We start from the raw sequence: 22,965 nt of genomic DNA on the forward strand, positions 1-22,965 counted from the left end.
TATGACCGGCTCTGCGCAAAATCAAGATGGCAATATTAATTACCGCCGGTAATCAGCGGACGGTTTTACCGGCGAGGCCTAAAACCAATCATGCCAAACGGGTTTGACATTGGCGGGCAATGGCGGCAACAACGCAAAATCGACACGCGATTCGCCCGGCGCATGGAAATCGGTGCCGCGCGAGGCGAGAAAACCGTAACTATTCGCCAACTGCGCATACACCGGATACTGGTCCGGCGTATGGCTACCGGTGACGACCTCGATCGCCTGCCCGCCCAATTGCTTGAACTCGTCAAACAATTGGCCCTGGGCCAGATGGCTGAAGCGATAACGACCCGGATGGGCGATGACGGCGATGCCGCCTGCCCCGCGTATCCACTCGACCGAATCGGCCAGGCTGGCCCAGCAATGCGGCACATAGCCCGGTTTGCCCTCGGACAGGTATTTCTTGAACACGTCCGGAATATTGGCGCAGGCGCCGATTTCCACAAGATAGCGGGCAAAGTGGGTGCGCGACATCAGGTCCGGATTGCCGACATAGGTCAGCGCGCCCTCGTAGGCGCCCTTGATGCCTGCCGCTTCGAGCTGGCGCGCGATTTCACGGCCCCGGTTGTCGCGGCCCGAGCGCGTGCACGCCAGGCCGTTGAGCAGCGCAGCGTTGGTCTCGTCGATGCGCAGACCGACGATATGCACCGTTTCATTGGCCCAGGTGATCGAAATCTCGACGCCGGAGACAAATTGCATCCCCTGCTCTTTCGCGGCGGCGCGCGCGGCAGGAATGCCGCCGACTTCGTCGTGGTCGGTCAGCGCCCAGACGTCGACGCCGGCCTTGCGCGCGTGGGCGGCCACGGCGGCGGGTGCGAGAACGCCGTCGGAGACATTGGAATGGCAGTGAAGATCGACTTTTAACATGCTGTCATTGTATCGCGGATGCGCGCGCCCCTGCACAGCAACTCCGCAAAGCGCGCGGGGTCGATGTTGGAGCCGCATACCAGCAAGGCCACGCGCTTGCCCTCAAGCCGCTCGCGCAGCGGGCCGAACAACGCGGCCGTCGCCACCGCCGCCGCCGGCTCGGCCACCAGCTTGGCGTCGCGGAACAGATACAGCATAGCCTCGCAAATCTGGTCGTCGTCGACCCGCACCACCTCGTCGACGAAGCGGCGGCAGACGTTGAAGCTGTACTCCATCGCATACGGCGCGCCCAGGCTGTCGGCGACGGTATCGACCCGTTCCAGGGTCTCCGGCGTGCCCGAGGCAAAGCTGCGGTACAACGCGTCGGCGCCGAACGGTTCGACGCCGTAGACGGCGCAGCGCGGATTGAGTTGCTTGACCGCGGCGGCGATGCCGGCGCACAAGCCGCCGCCACCGACCGGGACCACCACTGCGTCCAGATCGGGCACCTGCGCCATCAGTTCCAGTCCAACCGTGCCGGTGCCTTGAGCGGTCAGCGGGCCGTCGTAGGGATGCAGCATGGTGCGGCCCTCGTCGCGCGCGATCTCGCGTCCACGCGCGAACGCCTGGTGTACGTCCGGCATCAGCAGCACTTCGGCGCCGAACTCGCGGCAGGCAGCGATGCGCGCCGGGCTGGCGTGGGCCGGCATGACGACCTTGGCGCTGCATCCGGCCAGCCGCGCCGTGTACGACACGGCAATCGCATGGTTGCCGGCGCTGACGGCGACCACGCCGCGCTGACGCGCCGCCGCGTCCAGCGCCTCGATGCAATTGAGCGCGCCGCGCAGCTTGAAGGTGCCGGTTTTCTGAAACAATTCCAGCTTGAGCCAGACTTCGGTGGAGGGGAATTGTTCTTCGATGACGCCGGTTTGCCAGCGCCAGACGGGCGTATGCAGAACTTTGCCGTGCAGGCGTGCGGCGGTGTCGCGGATCTGGGCCAGCGAGGGATACGGGTGGGATGTCGTCATTGGGTGCTCCATTAAACTATTCAGGGGAAGACGCGGGCACGGCCCGCGCGCGGGGAAGCGCTGGGACTGGGGCGCCGAGCACCGGCGCAGCCGCAGCTCAGCGACCCTGAATAATTCGAATAATGGAGAAAGACTGACCGCAACCGGCAAACGCGGCCAGGCCAGCGTCTGGGGCGACGTGGCGGTGGTTCGTGACGGTGGTGTTATGCGGGTTCATGCGGTCAATCATGCCAAAGAACCAATGTGCTTGCAAGCACTACCGATCATGTGGTCAAGAATTCCTCGATGTACCCCGCAAGCTCGACCGGCTGGTCGTGGTGCAGCATATGGCCTGCATCGTGCACCATCTTGCGGGTGACGTCGCGCAAAAAGCTGAGGCGGCGCTCCAGCTCGACCTGCCCACCCGGCTTCGAGCCGAGCCAGTCCCACATATTGGTCTGATCGGCTTCGACCCACAGCACCGGTGCGGTAATAGCCTTCCAGCAGGCCATCACCTCGTCGACGTTGTACGGCAGCGGGCCTTGTTGCTTGTGTACGGGGTCGCCGAGGATTTCCCACTCGCCCTGCTCGTTCTGCGCAGACCAGTGCTGCGACAGGAAAGCGGCGCGCTCGTCGCTCAGGCGCGGATTGGTCTTCTGCAAGCGCGCCGCCACCGCCTGTCGCGACGGGTAGGTGCGCAGCTCGGGCTTTTCCAGCAAGCCGTCCATCCACTTGGCGTAGCGGCCGGGCGCCTGCTCGGGCTTGGCGGCGCGCAGGCCGGCGCCCTCCAGATTGACCAGCTTGCGGATGCGCTCGGGCCGCGCGCCAGCGTACAGGCCGAGGATGTTGCCGCCCATGCTGTGGCCGACGATGTCGACCGCCTTCTCAGGCGAATAGTGGCGCAGGATCGCGTCCAGGTCGGCCAGATAGTCGGGGAACCAATACGTGTCATCACCGCTGCGGTCGGACAGGCCGAAGCCGCGCCAGTCCGGCGCGATCACGTGCCAGTCGCCTTTCAAGGCGTCGACGACGAACTGGAACGAGGCGCCCACGTCCATCCAGCCGTGCAGCATGAAGATCTTGGGCGCGCCTTCCCTGCCCCAGTGATGCAAATGGCAACGCAAACCGCGTATGGTCAGGAATTCGGAGCGGGATGGTGTCAGCGTCATGGTTCTGGTCCTTGTCTCAGGCAGCTTGAAAACGGCGGAGTCGGCGCAATATCGGTACATTGCTGGCCGCAAAGCAAAATAATAGCACGACCGTTCGCTGGTGGTGCAAGCGTAAAATAGCGCCATCCCGCCGTTCCCATCATTCAACCGAAGGTTTCCAATGTCTATTTATCAACTGGGCGAACACGCGCCAGAGATCGATGCATCGTCATTTGTCGCCGACAGCGCGACCCTGGTGGGCAAAGTCACGTTGAAGGCCAACACCTCGGTGTGGTTTGGCGCGACCTTGCGCGGCGATAACGAACGCATCACCATCGGCGAGAACAGCAACGTCCAGGAAGGCACCGTGATGCACACGGACATGGGCTACCCGCTGACCGTGGGCAAGAACGTGACCATCGGCCACCAAGCCATGCTGCACGGCTGCACCATCGGCGACGGCGCCCTGATCGGCATCCAGGCGGTGATCCTGAACGGCGCGAAGATCGGCGCCGGTTGCCTGGTCGGAGCCGGCGCGCTGGTCACCGAGGGCAAGGAATTTCCGGACAACTCGCTGATCATCGGTTCGCCGGCCAAGGCCGTGCGTACCTTGACCGCCGAGGATACCGCGCGCTTGCTCGCCAGCGCCGACAGCTATGTGCAACGCGGCCAGCTGTTCAAGACGCAACTCAAAAAGATTGGATAAAACATGAGCATTACCCTGACTACGGATGTCCTGCAGAAATTCATCTTCGAGAACGCCGCCGTGCGCGGCGAGTTCATCGACATTTCGGCCACGTGGCGCGAGGTGTTGTCGCGCCACGACTACCCGCCTGCGGTCAAGAAGCTGTTGGGCCAGATGGTCGCCGCCGGAGCGCTGCTGTCGGCCAACCTGAAATTCAACGGCTCGATCATCATGCAGATCCACGGCGACGGTCCGGTGCAGTTGCTGGTGGTCGAGTGCGATGCCGACCTGCGTCTGCGCGCCACCGCCAAGCTGGCCGAGGGCGCCGTCATCGCCGACGACGCGACGTTGCCGGCAATGCTGAACGCCAACGGCAAGGGCCGCTTCATCATCACGCTCGATCCGGCCGACAAGGTGCCGGGCCAGCAGCCGTACCAGGGCATCGTGCCGCTGGACGGCGACGATGTGGCGACCGTCATTGAAAACTACATGCTGCGCTCGGAACAGCTGGATACCAAGCTGTGGCTGGCGGCCGACGATAACGTCTCGCGCGGGCTGCTGCTGCAAAAGCTGCCGGACCATGGCGGCAAAGCCGGCGCCGAGCCGCTGACGCAGGAAGACGCGCTGGAGACGTGGAACCGGGCGGTGATCCTGGGCTCGACGTTGAAGGAGCAGGAGTTGCTGGAAACGACCGTGGATGTGTTGATGCAGCGCTTGTTCTGGGAAGAGACGATTCGGGTGTTCGATCCGTTGAGCCCTTCGTTCCATTGCACCTGCACGCGCGAGAAGGTGGGTAACATGCTGAAGATGCTGGGACGCGAGGAGGTTGACAGCGTCCTGGAGGAACAAGGTCACGTTGGGGTGAATTGCGATTTCTGCGGGCAGCATTACGATTACGACAAGGTCGATTGCGCGCAGTTGTTCGCCAGTGATGAGCCGGTCGCGGCGTTGATACCGGCGAGCGACGTTAAGCATTGATCTTGCTGGCGGCGGTCGCGTAATCCGTTTTGAGCTTTTGGCGGCTCATGGCGGATTACGCTGCGCTAATCCGCCCTACGTGGATCACGAAGTTTCAACCGTTAACGATGACGGCCACGACCGCCGCAGCACCACGGATGCACGTAGGGCGGATTAGGCGGCACGCCGTAATCCGCCACCGAGCCGCCAGCGGCCTCACCCTTCCTCGCCATCCCTGGCGTACCGCTGCGCCAATACTGCACACACCATCAATTGCAATTGATGGAACAGCATCAACGGCAACACCACCGCGCCCAGCGCGCCGCCCGCGAACAGCACCTTGGCCATCGGCACGCCGCTGGCCAAACTCTTCTTCGAACCGCAGAAGACGATCGCGATCCGGTCCGCGCGACTGAATCCCAGACGCCGGGCCAACTGCGCGGCGATCAGCATCACCGATCCCAGCAACACCACGTCAATCAACATCAGCCCGCCCAGCGACGCCCATGACAGCTGGTGCCACAGCCCCTGCCCGACCGCCTCGCTGAATGCGGTGTAGACCACCAGCAGAATCGAGCCCTGATCGACCATCCGCGTCAGCGGCTTGTTGCGCTCGACCCAGGCGCCGATCCAGCGCCGCGCGACCTGCCCTGCGATAAACGGCAGCAGCAACTGCAAGGCGATCTGCAACGCCGACTCCCACGGCGAACCACCCTGCATCTGCGCGGCCGTCAATAATCCGACCATCAACGGCGTCAGGAAAATCCCGATCAAATTCGACGCCGACGCGCTGCATATCGCCGCCGGCACATTGCCGCGCGCGGCCGCCGTGAAGGCAATCGACGATTGCACCGTCGACGGCAGCATGCACAGGAACAGGATGCCAAGATAAAGGTCCGGCGTCACCAGCGGCATCAGCAGCGGCTTGAGGACGAATCCCAGCACGGGAAACAGCGCGAACGTACACAGCAACACCAGCAAATGCAACCGCCAATGCGTGATGCCGGCCACCACCGCCTCGCGCGACAGCTTGGCCCCGTGCAGGAAGAACAGCAGGCTGACCGCCGCATGGGTGATGCCGTTGAAGATCACCGCGCCCTGGCCGGTGCACGGGAACAGGCTGGCCGCGACGATCGTCACGACCATTGCCAAGGTAAAGTTATCGGGCAGGAATTTGGGACGGGTCATCGCTGGGTTACCACATCTTGAGCTTGGCGCATTGGACTTCCAGGATATCGACCGCGCCCAAGGTCTTGGCCGACGTCTGGTTGCGGATCAGATCGACACGTTCGACGCATTCACCGCGCATCAGCCGTTCCTGCGCGCGGGTGCAGATCGTCACGGTGCCGGGGCTGCTGGCGTTGCAGGCAAAGCCCTCGACCCGCATGCGCGCCACCGCCTGCTCCAGCGGCATGCCGGGCTGGACGGTGTCGGTGACGAAGTTGCCCAGCCGTGCCTGATTGACCGTGTAACAGCCGGCCAGTGGCAACGCCAACGCCAGCATCAGAAGTATGCGCATCGTGTTGTTCCCTCTTATTTCCATACGGCAGTGTACCGCATGCCCGTCATCATCCGGTAACACGCCATCACTATCATGCGCAGCGTTGCTATTCCTGTTGTAACTCTTTTAACCGGTTTTCAAGGCAGAACATGAACAAGAAATTATCCGCAGTGTGCTTCGCCGCGCTGAGCTTCCCGATGCTGGCCATGGCCGCCAACGTTGCCGCCGCCGTCGCTGAAATGGCCGCCCCGGCCAATGCAGCGGAAGCCCCCGCCGCCGCTGCCGATACTGTGGACACCGCCGCAGCCGCCGCCGCGCCGATGGCCACCGTGGAAATCGCCACCCGCAAGACCCGCTCCTCGGTCGCGATGACCAAGAGCGATATGCAGAAGATCCTGCCGGGTATTAATCCATTGAAAGCGCTGCAAACCCTGCCGGGCGTGAGCTTCCAGACCGCCGACCCGTGGGGCAACAACGAACAAAACACCTCGCTGTTCATCCACGGCTTCAGCGGCCCGCAGCTGGGCTACACGATGGACGGCGTGCCGCTGGGCGACCAGCAATACGGCAACTACAACGGCCTGTCGCCGCAGCGCGCCGTCATCAGCGAGAACGTCGGCAGCGTAATTCTGTCGTCGGGCGCAGGCGACCTGTCGACCGCGTCGACCAGCAACCTGGGCGGCACCATCGAGACCTTCTCCAGCGATCCCTCGCAGACGCGCAACCTTGCCGTCCAGCAAACTGTCGGCAGCTACAAGACCTCGCGCACCTTCCTGCGCTACGACACCGGCGCCTTCGGCGAAGGCAACAGCGCCTACATCTCCGGCGTGCACCACGAGCAGCGCGCCTGGGACTTCAAGGGCCGCCAGGGCGGCGACCAGTTCAACGCCAAGTTCGTCAACCAGTCGAGCCTGGGCAAGCTGACCTTGTTCGTCAACTACTCGGACAAGATCGAGCCGAACGAGGACAGTACCGTGCGCTCGGCCACCGAGAAGTTCCAGCCATACACCCGTCCCTTCCTGTACCCGAACTTCCAGCAGGCGGTGTCGTACCTTTCGCCAACCGGCGCCACCCCGGCCGCAGAAGGCAACAACTACCGCAACTACTACAGCGACGCCCAGCGCACCGACTGGCTGACCTACGCCAAGTTCGACATGAACCTGGGCGAATCGACCACCTGGTCGAACCAGATCTACTATCACAACGACGACGGCGTCGGCGTGGTGGCCGGCCCGATCGGCGTCGCGGGCCTGCCGGGCTTGTTCGCGGTGTACTTCCCCGGACAGAACCTGAAACAGGTGTTCGGCAACTCCGGCTACGCGACGCGCACCACCGAATACGTCATCAACCGCAGCGGTTACCTGTCGAGCCTGACCACGGAACTGGGCGACCACAAATTGCAGGCCAGCCTCTGGCTCGAAAGCAACCGCTCGTCGGCCTACCGGCGCTGGTACGCGCTGGACGTCAACAATCCAAGCTCGCCATACGACCGTCCGAGCGATCCGCTGATCACGCAATACGGCAGCAAGATCGACAACAAGGTCGCGCAGATTTCGGTGCAGGACGAATGGCGCGTGCGCGACGACCTGGCGCTGCAAGCAGGCTTCAAGTCGAGCCTGCAATGGGCCGACGGCCAGTTCCCGGTGCAGCCTAAAGTGGGCGCCATCGCCAACGGCTCGACCGCCCTGCCGGTCGGCAAGATCACCACCAAGAAATGGCTGCTGCCGCAGATCGGCGCGCGCTGGGACATCACGGCGCAGGATCAACTGTTCGTTAAACGTGCAGAAGAACATGCGCCAGTTCGTCACCTATGGCGGTGGCGGCGCGTCGCCGTGGAGCCTGGCGAGCCAGCAGGCGTTCGACCTGTTCCGCGACACCGCCAAGCCGGAAACCTCGATCACCTATGAAGCGGGCCTGCGCACCAGCCACCAGCTTAACCTCGGCGCGCTGAGCGCCATCGACGGCCAGGTCAACGTCTACCACGTCAACTTCAAGGACCGCCTGCTGCAGATCAGCCCGACGCCGGTGATCTCGTCCATCATCGGCGGCAACCCGGTGCTGGCCAACGTCGGCAGCGTCAAGACCGACGGTATCGACCTGTCCGGCACCTTGCACTTCGGCCGCATGTTCACTTTGTACAACGCACTGTCGTACAACCGCTCCGAGTACCAGGACAACTACCGCAACGGCAAGGACATCGTGCCGACCGCCGGCAAGGCCGTGCCGGGCAGCCCGGAGTGGATGAACAAGACGGTCGCGACGCTGACTGTCGCCGACACCGAGTTCCAGCTGATCGGCGACTATGTCGGCAAGCGCTATGCGACCTACACCAACGACCTGTCGGTGCCGAGCTACTTCCTGATGAGCCTGGGCGTGTCGGGCAAGCTGCCCTTCCTCAACGGCGGCTTGATCAAGAACGCGCGCTACCGCGTCAACATCAGCAACCTGGCCGACCGCGAAGGCAGCTTGAATGTGGTGGTCGGCGCGGCCAGCGGGACTTACAATACATTCCCGATCGCACCACGTCAGGGCTTCCTGACTTTGATGGCCGACTTCTGATGAATAAACTTTATTTACCTTCGCGCCTGTCGCGCCGGGGCTTTATCCAAACGGCGGCGCTGACCGCCGGCGCCTCGCTGCTGTTGCCGGCATCGTCGGTGCTGGCGGCGAGCGGCGGCCTGGCTGACCAGTCGGGCCTGCCGGGCATCGCGCCGGTCGGCGCCGGCGGCATCGGCGGCGGCAAGAAACCGCTGGTGTTCGCGCACCGTGGCGCCAGCGCCTTGCGGCCGGAACACACGCTGGCTTCGTACGCCAAGGCCATCGCGGACGGCGCCGACTATGTCGAACCGGACCTGTGCAGCACCAAGGACGGCGTACTGGTGGCGCGGCACGAGGCGTATCTCAGCGAGACCACCGATGTGGCCAGCCATCCCGAGTTCGCCAGCCGCAAGACGCGCAAGACCATCGACGGCGAGCCGCACGACGGCTGGTTCGTCGACGACTTCACCCTGGCCGAACTGAAGACCCTGCGCGCGGTTGAACGTATTCCGGCTTATCGTCCGGGCAGCGCGCAGTACAACGGCATGTTCCAGGTGGCCACGTTCGAGGAGATCATCGACTTCGTCGCGGCCGAGGCGGCGGCGCGCGGGCGCATCATCGGCATCGTGCCGGAGCTGAAGCACTCGACCTATTTCGCCAGCGTCGGCCTGCCGCTGGAGGACCGTTTCCTGTCGATTCTGGACGCGCACGATTACACGCGCCGCAACCCGGTCGAGATCCAATCGTTCGAGGTCGCCAATCTGAAATACCTGCGCGGCAAGCTGGGCCGGCGCGCCAACCTGCGCATCATGCAGCTCGTCATCGGCCAGGACGTGCGGCCGATGGACGTCGCGGCGGCCGGCGGCAAGCTCACCTTCGCGCAGATGTGCACGCCGGCAGGCATGCGCGACATCGCGCAATACGCCGACGTGATCGCGCCGCCGACGCGCTCGATCATCCCGCTGAAGAAGGACGGCAGCCTGGCCGAGCCAAGCTCATTCGTCGACGATGCGCACAAGGCCGGCCTACGCGTAGAGCCGTGGACCTTCCGGCCCGAAAACCAGTTCCTGGCGGCGGATTTCCGCGACGGCGGCAGTTTGCAGGCGCGCAACGAGGCCGGCTCGATCGCCGAAATGAAACGCTACATCGCCGTCGGTCTGGACGGCTTCTTCACCGACGATCCCGCGCTGGGCCGCGCCGCCGTCGGTGCCTAAAACCCCGGGGTCAAGTCTGACATTCGGACACGAGCTTAACTGTAAAGCCCTCGCACCGTAGAGGCCGTGTCCGAATGACAGACTTGACCCCCGCAGGGTTAGCGGCTGGCTTGGCGGGCGGCGTCTTCGGCTTTCGGCAACGCGGCGGTCATGTTGAGCCAGCTTTCCGGCTGCGGTTTCTTCGGTTCGCGCACGCCGAAGAAGCTGACCACCTGGTCGCTGTTGTGGTCGTAGAATTCGACCGAGGTGATGCCGGCGCGCTTGACCACCCAGCCGCTGGCGAAGGCGCTGTCACGCAGGTGCAAATTGAATTCCGGGTCGAGCACGTTGAACCAGCCCGACGAGGCGGCGACCTTGCCGACCTTGCCGCTGAAAATCTGGATCGTCGAGCCATTGCCGAGGAAGACCATGATGTCGATCTTTTGCTTTGCGGTCTCTTCCAGCAGCTGGCGTACCGCTTGCGGCGTGATGCGCGTGGCGGCGCCGGCCGGCGCCAGGCGCATCGCTTGCTGGCGCGAGACGCCAAATTCCGTCAACAGGCGGTTGAACTGGTGGACGTCGTTGATTTCGTTCCATGCCAGCTGGAATTCCTTGACGTCGATCGCGCTGTCCGGTTTTTCGGCAGCCTTGACCGGTTGCGCGGCAACCTTCAGGTCGGCGCTTTGCGATGGCGCGCGGAAGTCGGCGACCAGCTTGTCAAACACCGGTACGCCGGCGTCGTTTTTCAGGTACAGCTTGTGCACGGCGTTGCCGCTGGCGTCGAAGAATTGCAGGCTGCGCGAGACGACGCCGTCCTTGCCCGGCTGCGTCACCGCGAACGCGTATTTCCATTTGTCGAAGGTGAAGCGCAGGTCGATCTGGCCGCCCAGATAACCGCCGGCGATGTTGCGCAGGCGCGCTTCGCGTTCCTTCTGCTTGTCTTCTTCCAGACCGAGAATCTCGTCCTGAGACTTGAGCTTGCTGGCGACGCCGGTGCGCTCGAGCACGCCGTTTTCGTTGCGGGTCAGCGCCAGCACCTTGCCCAGGTCCAGCGCGCGGCGCATGATTTCGCGCGGCACGGTGTCGCCTTCCTTGAGGCGGACGACGGTCTTGCCGATGCCCGTCGCCAGCAGGTCCGCTTCCGAGACGCTGAGCGTTTTGGCGGCGTCGCGCGCGGCCAGCTTGGGCTGCTCGGCGCGTAGGCTGTCCCAGCGCTCGGCCAGGCTGGCGGCGCCGCCCGGCAACGCGGTGAACAATAAGGCGCCGGTCAGCGCCAGGGTGAATCGATGGTGAGGTTTCATGTTGGCTCCGTGGGTGGTTTAGTAGATGACTTTGAGGTTGACGGCGAAGTTGCGGCCCGGACGTGCCTGGCGTTCGATGTCGGCCAGGGTGGCTGCCGTGGTGCCGGCAACCAGGCTGCGCGACGAGGCGTAGTCCCAGTACTTGCGGTCGGCCAGGTTGTACAGGCCGCCGCTGACGGTGGCGTGCTGGTTGATGTGCCAGTACGCGGTCAGGTCCATGACGGTGTAGCCGGGCACGGCGAACATGCCGGTCGTGGCGCTGGTGAACACGTCGGCGGCGGCGCGCTTGCCGCGCACGGTGCTGACGATGAAGGCGCCGCCGCCGCGCTTGGCCGGGTCGTCATAGGCGAACGTGGCATTGGCCTTGTACGGTTGCACCGAGGCCAGGTCGGCCTTTTTGCCGCTGTCCTTGTTTTCGGCCGTGCCGCGCGAGATGCCGCCGGCCAGCGCCAGGCTGTAGCCTTGCATCGGCTGCCACCATTGGCCCAGCGCGAATCGGCTGCTCACTTCGCCGCCACGGATCTTGGCCTTGCCGACGTTTTCCGGACGGAACAGGCCTTGCGTGATGGTCGGGTAGTTGACCGGGTCGGGCGCCTGCGCGGCGTATTCGATGAAGTTGTCGTAGCTGGTGTGGAACAGCGAGAAGCTGACCTCGACACCCGGCGTCGGCGCGCCCTTCAGGCCCACCTCGAAGGCATTGCTGGTTTCCTTTTTCAGGTCGGGGTTGCCCAGCACGGCGTAAGCGTTGCCGGCGGCCGTGTAGCTGAACGAGTCGTAGGTGCCGGTGCGCTCGGCCGCGCTCGGCAAGCGGGTGCCGCGCGTGTATTGGGCGTAGGTGCTCAGCTGCGGGGTCAGCTCGACCGAGAAGTTCAGGCTCGGCGTGACGAAGGTGTCCTTTTCCTCGCGGATTTCCTTCGCCGCGCTCGGCACGGCGATGAGGTAGTTTTGCAGGTTCTTAGGCGTCAGCTCGCGGCGCTCGGCGCGCAGGCCCGGCGTCAATGTGGCCTGGTGGCCGGCGAGGTTGAACCCGAACTCGCCGCGCACGTAGGCGGCCAGCTTGTCGGTGTCCATGTCGGCCATGCGGTTCTTCATCGTGATCTGGTGGGCGCCGGTGCGCACGACCGTGCGGTCCTCCAGCCATGGACGGCGGCTTTCCAGTTCCTCGTAGAGCACGCCGTAGCCGAGCATGATCGACGGGTTCAATTGTTTCACCGCGTCAAACGCGAGACCTTTGCTATCGTTGAAATAGCCGGTGGTGATGTCGCGGATGTAGGGCTGACCGCCGGTGACGTAGTTGGCGTTGGTGAAGTCCTCGACCGAGGCGGTTTGCTTATACAGTTTGGTTTCAAGCTTGTCGAACAGCAGGTTGTTAGCCGGTGTGTAGCGGTGTTCGACGCTGTAGCGGGTGCGCTCGGTATTGGAGTTCTGCGTCGCGCCTGCCGGATACAGCGCGCCGACCTTGTTGTTATAGATACGATCGTGCTCGGCCTTGTAGTGATCGACGGTGAAGCGCAGTTCCTGGTCGCGCGCCAGCTTCCAGTTCAGCTTGGCCAGCACGGCATCCGAGGACCAGTCGTCCGGGTTGGGGACGGCGTCGCCTTCGGTCTTGGTTTCGGCGCCGTCGCGGTGCACGGCGACGATCAGCGCTTGCAGGCTGTCGCCAAGCGCGGTGGCGGCGGTGACGGCGTGCATGCGCGACGCCTGTTCCGACGCGTAGCCGAACTTGTAGTCGGCGTAGAGCTTGCGGGTGCCGTCGAGGTACATCTCCGGCGATTTGGTGACGAACGAGACGGCCCCGCCCAGGCCGGGTGTGCCGCCGCCGGCAGGGCTGGCGCCGGAGCCGATGCTGACGTAGTGGAACATCTCGGGGTCGAAGTAGTCGCGGCCGATGCCGAACGAATTCATCGATGTGCTTTCCGGACGCGGCGCGGCGTCCGGCAGCGCGATGCCGTCGACTTCGAGGCTGACGCGGTTGCCTTCGACGCCGCGAATGTTGATGCCGGTGTTGCCGGCGCTGTCCCAGACGTTGGCGCCGCCGCTGGCGGCGGCGGGCACGCTGATCAGCGGAGAGTAGCGGGCGATCTTGGCCATATCGATGGCGTTGTTTTGTTCCAGTTGCTCGGCTTTGACGACGGTGGTGGTGCCGTTGCGGGTGGAGGCGGCTTCGTCGCGCTTGGCCTGGACGACGATTTCGCCGAGGGCCGGGGCGCTGGCGGCGGCTGCCGCTTGAGCTTGCTGGGCATGTGCCGGGAGCATGGTGGCGGCCATCAGGGTGATCATGGCGGAGTGCACTGCGACGCCCATCAGGCGCGGCCGCAAGTTGTGGGTAGGCGCGGCCGGATGCCGGGCGCCCGTGGTGGTGGTGGCCATAGAGTTCCAAGAGAGAGTTGTGGACGGCTGGCTCTCGGACTTACAGCGATTGCTGGCAAAAACGCATACTAACAATAATGATTCTCATTTACAAGTGGTGAACGTGTAAAGATTGATTATTATCAAAGCGATTATGGGCAAACCCGGGTGGAAATTTTTTGACGGTGTTGGCGGCGCTTGGCGGATTACGCGCTTTGCGCTAATCCGCCCTACGTGATGTAGATTTTTTCACGTGTTCAGGCCATGGGGCGGTCAGAGCGTTTGCATTGCCTGACTTTGCTTTGCTTGGGTTTCACTGCTGATGTGGTTGTTTTTGACGCGGACGTAGTGCTCGGCCGAATATTTCAGGTAGGCGATTTCCTCTGCACTGAGCGCCCTCACCTTTTTCGCCGGACGGCCGACGTACAAGTGGCCGCTTTCCAGCACCTTGCCCGGCGAGACGAGGCTGCCGGCGCCGATCATGACGCGGTCTTGCACCACGACGTCGTCCATGATGATGGAGCCCATGCCGATCAGGCATTCATTGCCGATGGTGCAGCCGTGCAGCAGCACCGAGTGGCCGATGGTGACGTAGTCGCCGATGATCAGCGGCGAACCGTCCGGCTTGCCCGGGTGCTTGTGGGCGACGTGGCCCATGGCGAAGTCTTGCACGTTACTGCATTCGCCGATGACGATGCGGTTGACGTCGCCACGCAGCACGGTGTTGCACCAGATCGAGCTGTCGCGGCCGATGCGAACGTCGCCGATCACTTGCGCCGTGGCGTGCAGATAAATGTCGTCAGCAAGGACGGGGCTGGTGTCGAGGTACGGGAATAAAGGCATGCGGTGTCCGGAAAAGTCAGTTGGGGGAATAGGTGCTGTCGCCGTGCGGCGCGGCGGCAAATTGCGGCAGCGACTCGGCGCGGCGCGACAAGTCGTCCAGCGCCGGATAGTTTTCGGCGGCCACCAGCTCGGGCAGCATTTGCCGCATGAAATGCCAGGTGATTGCGGTCATGATCGCGCCATGTTCCGTGCCGGGTCCACCGAGGATCAGCGGCTTCTCGCGCTGCTCGGCTTCGAGCGCGTCGAAGGCCGACAGCATTTGCAGGGTGACGCGCTCGACCCACGGCTGGTGCAGCTTTTCGGCCGGGCGCACGTTGCGTTCGTAGACGATTTGCACGCCCTTGTCGCAGGCGGCCAGGGCCAGCCCGAGCATGCGCAGCGAGCGCAGCAGCGCTGCCGGGTCGGATGGCGTCAGGCGCCGTTCCGGCGTAGCCAGGGTTTCGGCGTATTGCAGGATCAGCGTCGAGTCCATCAGCACGGTGCCGTCGCCGGTCACCAGGGTCGGCGCCTTGACCACGGGATTGATCTGGCGGAATTGGTCGAAGGTGCGGAACACCGACAGCGACTGGTGTTCGAACGGCACGCCGAATAATTGCAGCGATACGGCGACGCGGCGGACATAAGGTGAGTCGAGCATGCCGATCAGTTTCATTTTTTCTCCGTGGTGTCGGGTGGAAGGCCGAGCGCAAACTCGGCGGCCTTGCGGGCGTGGATGGCGGTGGTGTCGAACAGCGGCACGGCCGCGTCGGCCTGGGCGATCAGCAGCGAGATCTCGGTGCAACCCAAAATGATGGCCTGCGCGCCCCGCTCCACCAGCGCGGCGATGACGCGGCGGTACTCGCCGCGCGAGGCCTCGACAACGTTGCCGAGGCAGAGTTCTTCGTAGATGATCCGGTGCACGATGTCGCGTTCGTCCGCTTCGGGGACGATCACGTCCAGGCCGTGCAACGCGCGCAGCCGGTCCTTGTAGAACGCCTGCTCCATCGTGAAGCGCGTGCCGAGCAGGCCGATCCTGGTGTGGCCGGCGGCCTTGATGGCGGCGGCCGTGGGGTCGGCGATGTGGAACAGCGGAATGCCGGCGGCCGCTTCGATGGCCGGCGCGACCTTGTGCATGGTGTTGGTGCACAGCACGATGAAGTCGGCGCCGGCGGCCTGCAGCGAGCGGGCGGCGTCGGCCAGCAGCGCGCCGGCCGCGTCCCAGTCGCCGGCCCGCTGTAACTTCTCCACGTCATGGAAGTCGACGCTAACGAGCACGACCTTGGCCGAGTGCAGCCCGCCCAAATGCTCCTTGACCGTTTGATTCACTTGCCGGTAGTACGGCACCGTCGATTCCCAGCTCATGCCGCCGATGAGGCCGATGGTCTTCATCAGATGCGCCCAGGAATGAAGCTGAGGAAAGAGAACTCCGCTTCGAAGCCGGACTCCTTGGGACTGCAGGCGTACAGCCCGCAGGCGACCGACTCGGCGCCGGCGCGCTCGTGCAGGTGCGCCATGCGGATTTGCGTCCACTGCTCGCCGTCGAGCGACGATTCGACGATGCAGTCGTTGTCCTCGGCGCGCACGCGGAACCAGACGGTGTCGATGTCCTTGGCCAGCGGCTGGGTCGACCAGTCGGAATAATGGCCGTTGGTGACGACGACGCCGAGGCGGTTGTCGCCGTCCGGCTCGAACTCGACCGACGTTTTGAGCCAGCAACCGGACGACAGCCGCACCATCAGCCCGGCCTGGTCGTACTGGTGCGCCGGGCGCGAGGTGACCTTGGTCGTCAGCACGAAGTCGCCTTCGGCCTGCAGGTGCAGAAAGTGGCCGTTGTCGACCTGGAAGCCGTAGTGGGTGCGCTGCCAGAAGTCGGTGGCGGCGTCGGTGTGGATGCGCAGGCTATTTGCAGCGTAGTCCACCTGCCAGTGGGCAGGCTCGCAATGCCATTGCAGCCTTGGGCTGAGCATGGTGTCGGCGAAGGTTTCGTGCAGCGGGGTGTCGCTCATCCGGTTTCCTAGTCTGGTGGTGGCCGTGCGCTAGTGTACCAAAGGAAAGGGCTCGCCCTATTCCGTCCGCTAACCTTGCAACAACACCACCGCGCCGCGCGAGATGGCCCGCGCCACCGTCTGGACGTCCCAGTTGGTCAGGCGGATGCAGCCGTGCGACTGGGTCTTGCCGATCTTGCCCGGCTCCGGCGTGCCGTGGATGCCGTAGTGCGGCTTGCTCAGCTGGATCCAGACAGCGCCGACCGGGTTATTGGGGCCGGCCGGAATCTGGGCGGCGGCGTCGCCGGCCTTGGCGTCCCAGAACAGCTTGGGGTTGTAGCGGTATTGCGGGTTGACGGCGATGCCGCGCACTTCCCAGCGCCCCTCCGGCAGCGGGTCGTGGGCGCTGCCGGTGCTGGCCGGGAATTGCGCGATCGGCATGCCGCCGGCGTCGAGCAGGGTCAAGGTGCCGTCGCCGGCGTCGACCAGGATCGAGGTCGCTTTGGGCAGCGGCTTGGCCGACATCACGTTCGGCACCAGCAGTTGCTCGCCCGCCCGGGTGAACGATTTGCCGGGATTGAGGCGGCGCAGCAGCTCGGGGCTGCTGTGGAATTTTTCGCCCAGCGCCTCGGCCATGCTGGCGTAACCGAGCGCCGGCAGCTTGGCCTTGTCGGCCATCGTGGCCGGCACCGGCCGGTACGGGCCGGCCGCGTCCCCGGCGGTGACGGTGTAGACGTCGAGCACGGGCGCGGTGTCGGTCGATAGCACGGCCCAGGTGGCGGTGTCGAGCACGCCGGTCAGCGGCAACTGGTGCAGTTTCTGGAAACCGATGACGGCCTTGCGCAGGTTGCTGCCCTTGCTGCCGTCGATTTCGCCGGACGAGAAATGGGCGCGGTCGAGCAGCACTTGCGCGCGCAGCAGGTCGTGGCCGCCGGCGGCGGGGTTGGCTGCGGTGACAGGGGTTGCGGCGGCGATACCGGCCAGCGCGAGCGTAATGGTCGCGGTGGTTATAAACAGCGTCTTCGACAAATCAGGCCTGGAGGTGGTCGGGATGAGGGACCCGGATTCTACCAAATCGCGGGCCCAAATCGCGCACTACTATTGCTTGCGGTATTTCTGCATGACGTAGCCGAGCCGGTGGCGGTTGACGTCGAGCCAGGTCCACAGCGCCTCCACCTGCGCCGGGTGGGCGCGGTAGAAGTTGTCGTTGAAGGCGAGCCAGACGCGGGTGTTGATCAGCGGCTGCGGTAGTTGGACGAAGGCCCCCTTGTAGCGCGCCAAGGTGGCCTTCAGGTGTTCGGGCGAGACGGCGGCGACGACTACGCCATCGATGCGTCCGAGCCGCAGCTTTTCGAGGTTGCGCTCGAGATCGCGCGCGCCGTCGTCGATCGTCAGGCCGGCGTCGCGCAGGCGGGGGGCGTAGCTTTGGCCTTGCGCCACGCCGAGCAGCTTGCCCTTGAAGTGCTGCATCGGCTGGGTGCTGGCCGGTAGCTTGTCGCTGGCGCGCACCAGCACGATGAGGGCGTTGTGCATGGCGCGGTCGAGGTCGATGTTGCCGGCCTTGTCGCGTGGTAGCGCTATCTCCGGCGGATAGACCGGCAGCTCTCCCATGGGCGACATGTCGATGTCGCCGCTGGCCAGCGCCACGCGCAGGCGGGCGATCGGCAGGCGCACCCAGACCGGCGGGCAGCCGAAGCCGGCGCCGAGCACGGCGTCGTGCATCAGGTCGACGGCGGCGCCGGGCGGATCGGGGACTACGGTGCCTTCGCCCAGCCAGTATGGGGGGCGGTGCTGGTCCATGTAGCCGACGCGGACGGGGATGCAGGTGGCGTCGGCGGCTAGTGGCGCCAGCGCGGTGGCCACGAGCGTGGCCGCCCAAGCAAAGGCGGCGCGGAGGCGGCCGGGCTGGCGGCGGGCCGCTGGTCTACGGGTTGGTGCTGGGGCTTGGGTCATGGCGGTATGGTCACTTCGCTGGATGCTCGTCGGTATCATAGCGTTTATTTCCATGTGGAAATCTAGCGAAATGTCACGGGGGTTGGCATGGGCCATCGACGGCGCTTGGCGGATTACGCTGCGCTAATCCGCCCTACGTGTTTTAGAACATATTCAGGGTTAGTGGTCGGCTGGCGGGGCTGGTGGGGCGGCCAGCGGCACCGGCGGCGCGGCTTGGCCTTTGCCGACGATCTGGATGAAGATTTCGTTTTGTTTAATCATGCTGAGCTCGTAGCGGGCGCGTTCTTCGACGGCGCCGGTGCCGTCCTTGAGGTCGCGCACTTCGGAGTCGAGCTTGGCGTTGCGAGCCAGCAGTTCGGCGTTTTTTTTATGCGCCGTGCCCACTTGCGCTTCGAGATCGGCCACGCGCAGCCAGCCGCCCTTCCCCAGCCAGAGCGGGTACTGTATCAGCAGCAGCAACACTGCCAGGGCGAGGGTGATCAGGCGCATGGTCGATTCGGGTTCGAACGCGGCCGCCGGACGTCGGCGGCCGCTGACTGCATTACTTCAGGTTGTAGAACGCGTCGCGGCCAGGATAGGATGCGATGTCGCCCAGGTCTTCCTCGATGCGCAGCAGCTGGTTGTATTTCGCCATGCGGTCCGAACGCGACATCGAGCCGGTCTTGATCTGCAGGGCATTGAGGCCAACGGCGATGTCGGCGATGGTCGAGTCCTCGGTCTCGCCCGAACGGTGCGAGATGACGGCCGTGTAGCCGGCGCGCTTGGCCATTTCGATGGCGGCGAAGGTTTCGGTCAGGGTGCCGATCTGGTTGATCTTGATCAGGATCGAGTTGGCGATGCCCTTCGAGATGCCTTCCTTGAGGATCTTGGTGTTGGTGACGTACAGGTCGTCGCCCACCAGCTGGATTTTCTTGCCCAGTTCCTTGGTCAGGATGGCCCAGCCGTCCCAGTCGCCTTCGTGCATCGCGTCCTCGATCGAGATGATCGGGTATTTGTCGCACCAGGTCGCCAGCAGGTTGGTGAACTCAGTGGCCGTCAGGGACAGGCCCTCGCCTTCCAGTTCATACTTGCCGTTCTTGTAGAACTCGGAGGCGGCGCAGTCCAGGCCCAGCGCGATCTGGGTGCCAGGCTCGTAGCCGGCTTCTTCGATGGCCTGGATGATCAGCTTGATGGCTTCCTCATGGTTGGCCAGCGATGGGGCGAAACCGCCTTCGTCGCCGACGGCCGTGCTCAGGCCCTTCTTGTGCAGGATCTTTTTGAGGGTGTGGAACACCTCGGCGCCGTAGCGCACGGCTTCCTTGAAAGACGGGGCGCCGACCGGGATGATCATGAATTCCTGGATATCCAGGTTGTTGTCGGCGTGGGCGCCGCCGTTGATGACGTTCATCATCGGCACCGGCAGTTGCATCGCGCCCGAGCCGCCGAAGTAGCGGTACAGCGGCAGGCCGGCTTCTTCCGCCGCGGCCTTGGCCACGGCCATCGACACGGCCAGCATGGCGTTGGCGCCCAGGCGGCCTTTGTTTTCGGTGCCGTCCAGATCGATCAGGGTGCGGTCCAGGAAGGCTTGCTCATTGGCGTCGAGGCCCATGATCGCTTCCGAGATTTCAGTGTTGATATTTTCGCAGGCTTGCAGCACGCCCTTGCCGAAGTAACGCTTCGGATCGCCGTCGCGCAGTTCGATCGCTTCGCGCGAACCGGTCGAGGCGCCCGATGGCACGGCGGCGCGGCCCATGACGCCCGATTCGAGCAGGACGTCGCATTCGACGGTCGGATTGCCGCGCGAATCGATAATTTCACGGCCGATAATATCAACAATAGCACTCATGTCATTCTCCAAAGTTAGACGAAAACGTGTTTGCCCATCGCGTGTTGCATGATGGACAATTTAAGGATAACGGGAATATAACCCGGCGCAGAGGGGTTTGCCAACGCGCGCCGGGCATTTTTGCCTGCGATTGCTTTAGTTGAAGCTAGTTTCCAGGAAACCGGCTTTTTTGGTGATGCGGTCCAGCTCGATCAGGGTCGACAGCAGTTCCTTCATGCGGCCCAGCGGCACGGCGTTGGGGCCGTCCGACAGCGCCTCGGCCGGGTTCGGGTGGGTTTCCATGAACAGGCCGGCCACGCCGACGGCAACAGCCGCGCGCGACAGCACCGGCACCATCTCGCGCATGCCGCCCGACGAGGTGCCGTTACCACCCGGCAATTGTACCGAGTGGGTGGCGTCGAACACGACCGGGCAGTTCGATTCGCGCATGATGGCCAGCGAACGCATGTCGGACACCAGGTTGTTGTAGCCGAACGAGGCGCCGCGCTCGCACGCCATGAAGACGTCGTCCGGCAAGCCCTTGGCCTTGGCGGCCGCGCGTGCTTTGTCGATGACGTTTTTCATGTCGTGCGGGGCCAGGAACTGGCCCTTCTTGATGTTGACCGGCAGGCCGGACTGCGCGCAGGCCGTGATGAAATCGGTCTGGCGGCACAGGAAGGCCGGCGTCTGCAACACGTCGACCACGGCCGACACTTCGGCGATCTCGTCGATCGAGTGGACGTCGGTCAGGACCGGCACGCCCAGCTCGCGCTTGACGTCGCCGAGGATCTCCAGGCCCTTGTCGCGGCCGGGACCGCGGTAGGACGTGCCCGACGACCGGTTGGCCTTGTCGAACGACGACTTGTAGATGAACGGGATGCCCAGCGCGGCCGTCATTTCCTTCAACGCGCCGGCGGTGTCGAACGCCATCTGGCGCGATTCGATCACGCAGGTGCCGGCGATCAGGAAGAACGGCTGATCGAGGCCGGCTTCGAAGCCACAAAGTTTCATGCCGCATCTCCTTGCAACGCAGTGCTCTCAGCGACGGCGTGCGGGCGGTTGCCGCCGGCTGCCTTGTGGGCCAGTGCCGCCTTGATGTAGGACGTGAACAGCGGATGGCCGTCACGCGGGGTGGATTTGAATTCCGGATGGTACTGCACGCCCATGTACCAAGGGTGCGAATTGTCGCCGGTGCGCGGCAATTCCATGATCTCGCACAGGTCCTCGGTCGGCGTGCGGGCCGCCACCACCAGGCCGGCCGCTTCGACGCGCGGCAGGTAGTGGTTGTTGGCCTCGTAACGGTGGCGGTGGCGCTCGGTCACGACCGGGCCGTAGATCTCCGCCGCCAGGGTGCCCGGCTTGATCGCGCAGGTTTGCGCGCCCAGGCGCATGGTGCCGCCCAAATCGGAGTTGGCGTCGCGCGTTTCGACCTTGCCGTCCTGGCCCTGCCACTGGTCGATCAGGGCGACCACCGGTTGCGAGGTTTCCAGGTCGAACTCGGTCGAGTTGGCGGTGGTCAGGCCGGCCATGTGGCGCGCGTATTCGATCAGCGCGACCTGCATGCCCAGGCAGATGCCCAGGTACGGGATCTTGTTCTCGCGGGCAAATTGCGCCGCCATGATCTTGCCCTCGACGCCGCGCTTGCCGAAGCCGCCCGGCACCAGGATGGCGTCGTACTTGGCCAGCGCGGCGCAGCCGGTCGTCTCGATCTCTTCCGAATCGATGTACTCGATGTTGACCTTCGATTCGTTGTGGATGCCGGCGTGGCGCAGCGCTTCGGTCAGCGATTTGTACGACTCGGTCAGATCGACATACTTGCCGACCATGCCGATCGACACTTCGCTCTTCGGATGCTCGAGCGTGTAGATCAGGCGGCTCCAGACGGACAGGTCGGCCGGCGGCGGGTTGATGTCGAGCGCCTCGCAGATGATGGCGTCGAGGCCCTGGTCGTGCAGCATCTGCGGCACTTTGTAGATGGTGTCGACGTCCCACACGGAGATGACGGCCTGCTCTTCGATGTTCGAGAACAGCGAGATCTTGGCGCGTTCGTCGTCCGGGATCGGGCGGTCGGCGCGGCACAGCAGCGCGTTCGGCGAGATGCCGATCTCGCGCAGCTTCTGCACCGAGTGCTGGGTCGGTTTGGTTTTCAGTTCGCCCGCCGAGGCGATGTACGGCACCAGGGTCAGGTGGACGAAGGCGGTGTTCTTGCGGCCGGCGCGCAGGCTCAGCTGACGCGCGGCTTCCAGGAACGGCAGCGACTCGATGTCGCCGACGGTGCCGCCGATTTCGCACAGGGCCACGTCGTAGCCTTCGGCGCCGCGGCGGATGTAGTCCTGGATTTCGTTGGTGATGTGCGGAATGACCTGCACGGTCTTGCCCAGGTACTCGCCGCGGCGTTCCTTGCGGATCACCGATTCGTAGATCTGGCCGGTGGTGAAGTTGTTCACCTTTTTCATGCGGGTCGAGATGAAGCGCTCGTAGTGGCCGAGGTCGAGATCGGTCTCGGCGCCGTCGTCGGTGACGAACACTTCACCGTGCTGCATGGGGCTCATCGTGCCGGGGTCGACGTTGATGTACGGGTCGAGCTTGAGCATGGTGACTTTGAGGCCGCGCGATTCGAGGATCGCGGCGAGGGAGGCGGCGGCAATCCCTTTACCAAGGGAAGACACGACGCCACCGGTGACGAAGACAAATTTGGTCATTGCAGATAGTGCCGAACGGCACGTGCGGGAAATTGAAATTATACCCTAAAACGGTTATTTCATCAGCATCAGCCCCGGAAAAATCCCTTACGGATCGGAAAACTCAGCGTAGCTGACTGGCAAAAATGG

The 22,965-nt window shown here is 64.2% G+C and carries 22 protein-coding genes; 5 read left to right on the plus strand and 17 right to left on the minus strand.

The window, feature by feature from the left end; all coding sequences use genetic code 11:
• Positions 1–78 precede the first annotated feature (78 nt).
• The 3 genes from AC0IYS_RS23640 to AC0IYS_RS23650 all read right to left on the minus strand — a co-directional run bounded on the left by AC0IYS_RS23640 (position 79) and on the right by AC0IYS_RS23650 (position 3,067).
• Positions 79–912 carry a 3',5'-nucleoside bisphosphate phosphatase gene (locus AC0IYS_RS23640; protein ID WP_471707468.1) on the minus strand — a complete coding sequence of 278 codons (834 nt, stop codon included), beginning with the start codon at positions 910–912 and terminating at the stop codon, positions 79–81.
• Positions 906–1,919: a threonine ammonia-lyase gene (locus AC0IYS_RS23645; protein ID WP_471707469.1), complete on the minus strand. Its 1,014-nt coding sequence runs from the start codon at positions 1,917–1,919 to the stop codon at positions 906–908. Before AC0IYS_RS23645 ends, AC0IYS_RS23640 begins: the two co-directional genes overlap by 7 nt.
• 263 nt (positions 1,920–2,182) lie before the next feature.
• Complete coding sequence (locus tag AC0IYS_RS23650) at positions 2,183–3,067, minus strand: alpha/beta fold hydrolase (protein WP_471707470.1); 885 nt, start codon at positions 3,065–3,067, stop codon at positions 2,183–2,185.
• A 160-nt stretch (positions 3,068–3,227) separates the two neighbouring features.
• Between AC0IYS_RS23650 and AC0IYS_RS23655 the strand changes: the two genes are divergently transcribed.
• Both AC0IYS_RS23655 and hslO read left to right on the plus strand, forming a co-directional pair.
• Complete coding sequence (locus tag AC0IYS_RS23655) at positions 3,228–3,752, plus strand: gamma carbonic anhydrase family protein (RefSeq protein WP_471707471.1); 525 nt, start codon at positions 3,228–3,230, stop codon at positions 3,750–3,752.
• Positions 3,753–3,755: 3 nt separating this feature from the next.
• Positions 3,756–4,709: an Hsp33 family molecular chaperone HslO gene (gene hslO, locus AC0IYS_RS23660; RefSeq protein WP_471707472.1), complete on the plus strand. Its 954-nt coding sequence runs from the start codon at positions 3,756–3,758 to the stop codon at positions 4,707–4,709.
• A 195-nt stretch (positions 4,710–4,904) separates the two neighbouring features.
• Here the strand turns inward: hslO and AC0IYS_RS23665 are convergent, their stop codons facing one another.
• The gene (locus tag AC0IYS_RS23665) at positions 4,905–5,876 is read right to left on the minus strand and encodes a bile acid:sodium symporter family protein (protein ID WP_471707473.1); all 972 of its coding nucleotides are present in this window, start codon (positions 5,874–5,876) and stop codon (positions 4,905–4,907) included.
• A 7-nt stretch (positions 5,877–5,883) separates the two neighbouring features.
• Entirely contained in the window at positions 5,884–6,207 is a 324-nt protein-coding gene (locus AC0IYS_RS23670; RefSeq protein WP_471707474.1) for a hypothetical protein, read from the minus strand.
• 131 nt (positions 6,208–6,338) lie between these two features.
• Between AC0IYS_RS23670 and AC0IYS_RS23675 the strand changes: the two genes are divergently transcribed.
• From AC0IYS_RS23675 to AC0IYS_RS23685, 3 genes are read left to right on the plus strand one after another with little or no spacing between them, the layout of a single operon-like run.
• Complete coding sequence (locus tag AC0IYS_RS23675; RefSeq protein ID WP_471707475.1) at positions 6,339–8,096, plus strand: TonB-dependent receptor plug domain-containing protein; 1,758 nt, start codon at positions 6,339–6,341, stop codon at positions 8,094–8,096.
• Positions 7,981–8,748: a TonB-dependent receptor domain-containing protein gene (locus AC0IYS_RS23680; protein ID WP_471707476.1), complete on the plus strand. Its 768-nt coding sequence runs from the start codon at positions 7,981–7,983 to the stop codon at positions 8,746–8,748. The genes AC0IYS_RS23675 and AC0IYS_RS23680 overlap by 116 nt, the downstream gene beginning before the upstream one ends.
• Entirely contained in the window at positions 8,748–9,941 is a 1,194-nt protein-coding gene (locus AC0IYS_RS23685) for a glycerophosphodiester phosphodiesterase (protein ID WP_471707477.1), read from the plus strand. The genes AC0IYS_RS23680 and AC0IYS_RS23685 overlap by 1 nt, the downstream gene beginning before the upstream one ends.
• Positions 9,942–10,039: 98 nt before the next feature.
• Here AC0IYS_RS23685 and AC0IYS_RS23690 read toward each other — a convergent pair whose 3' ends face one another.
• The 12 genes from AC0IYS_RS23690 to AC0IYS_RS23745 all read right to left on the minus strand — a co-directional run bounded on the left by AC0IYS_RS23690 (position 10,040) and on the right by AC0IYS_RS23745 (position 22,836).
• On the minus strand, positions 10,040–11,221 hold the full coding sequence (locus AC0IYS_RS23690; protein ID WP_471707478.1) for a hemin-degrading factor: 1,182 nt from the start codon (positions 11,219–11,221) through the stop codon (positions 10,040–10,042).
• An 18-nt stretch (positions 11,222–11,239) separates the two neighbouring features.
• Entirely contained in the window at positions 11,240–13,591 is a 2,352-nt protein-coding gene (locus tag AC0IYS_RS23695; RefSeq protein ID WP_471707479.1) for a TonB-dependent receptor domain-containing protein, read from the minus strand.
• Between the two features lie 252 nt (positions 13,592–13,843).
• Entirely contained in the window at positions 13,844–14,413 is a 570-nt protein-coding gene (locus tag AC0IYS_RS23700; protein WP_471707480.1) for a gamma carbonic anhydrase family protein, read from the minus strand.
• 16 nt (positions 14,414–14,429) lie between these two features.
• A complete protein-coding gene (locus AC0IYS_RS23705; RefSeq protein WP_471707481.1) occupies positions 14,430–15,065 on the minus strand; it encodes a glutathione S-transferase in 636 nt (211 codons plus the stop codon).
• Positions 15,062–15,781, minus strand: a complete 720-nt coding sequence (locus AC0IYS_RS23710; RefSeq protein ID WP_471707482.1) for an aspartate/glutamate racemase family protein — start codon at positions 15,779–15,781, stop codon at positions 15,062–15,064. Before AC0IYS_RS23710 ends, AC0IYS_RS23705 begins: the two co-directional genes overlap by 4 nt.
• On the minus strand, positions 15,781–16,398 hold the full coding sequence (locus AC0IYS_RS23715; RefSeq protein ID WP_471707483.1) for a DUF1349 domain-containing protein: 618 nt from the start codon (positions 16,396–16,398) through the stop codon (positions 15,781–15,783). The genes AC0IYS_RS23710 and AC0IYS_RS23715 overlap by 1 nt, the downstream gene beginning before the upstream one ends.
• A 69-nt stretch (positions 16,399–16,467) precedes the next feature.
• Entirely contained in the window at positions 16,468–17,406 is a 939-nt protein-coding gene (locus AC0IYS_RS23720) for a L,D-transpeptidase family protein (RefSeq protein WP_471707484.1), read from the minus strand.
• Between the two features lie 69 nt (positions 17,407–17,475).
• Positions 17,476–18,330 carry a hypothetical protein gene (locus AC0IYS_RS23725; protein ID WP_471707485.1) on the minus strand — a complete coding sequence of 285 codons (855 nt, stop codon included), beginning with the start codon at positions 18,328–18,330 and terminating at the stop codon, positions 17,476–17,478.
• Between the two features lie 159 nt (positions 18,331–18,489).
• Positions 18,490–18,819 carry a cell division protein FtsB gene (ftsB, locus tag AC0IYS_RS23730; protein ID WP_471707486.1) on the minus strand — a complete coding sequence of 110 codons (330 nt, stop codon included), beginning with the start codon at positions 18,817–18,819 and terminating at the stop codon, positions 18,490–18,492.
• Positions 18,820–18,871: 52 nt separating this feature from the next.
• Positions 18,872–20,155: a phosphopyruvate hydratase gene (gene eno / locus AC0IYS_RS23735; protein ID WP_463449435.1), complete on the minus strand. Its 1,284-nt coding sequence runs from the start codon at positions 20,153–20,155 to the stop codon at positions 18,872–18,874.
• Positions 20,156–20,290: 135 nt separating this feature from the next.
• Complete coding sequence (kdsA, locus tag AC0IYS_RS23740) at positions 20,291–21,145, minus strand: 3-deoxy-8-phosphooctulonate synthase (RefSeq protein WP_471707487.1); 855 nt, start codon at positions 21,143–21,145, stop codon at positions 20,291–20,293.
• Positions 21,142–22,836, minus strand: coding sequence for a CTP synthase (locus AC0IYS_RS23745; protein ID WP_471707488.1), 1,695 nt, complete (start codon positions 22,834–22,836; stop codon positions 21,142–21,144). Before AC0IYS_RS23745 ends, kdsA begins: the two co-directional genes overlap by 4 nt.
• Positions 22,837–22,965: the final 129 nt, after the last annotated feature.

This window comes from Duganella sp. AC237 (assembly GCF_979254035.1).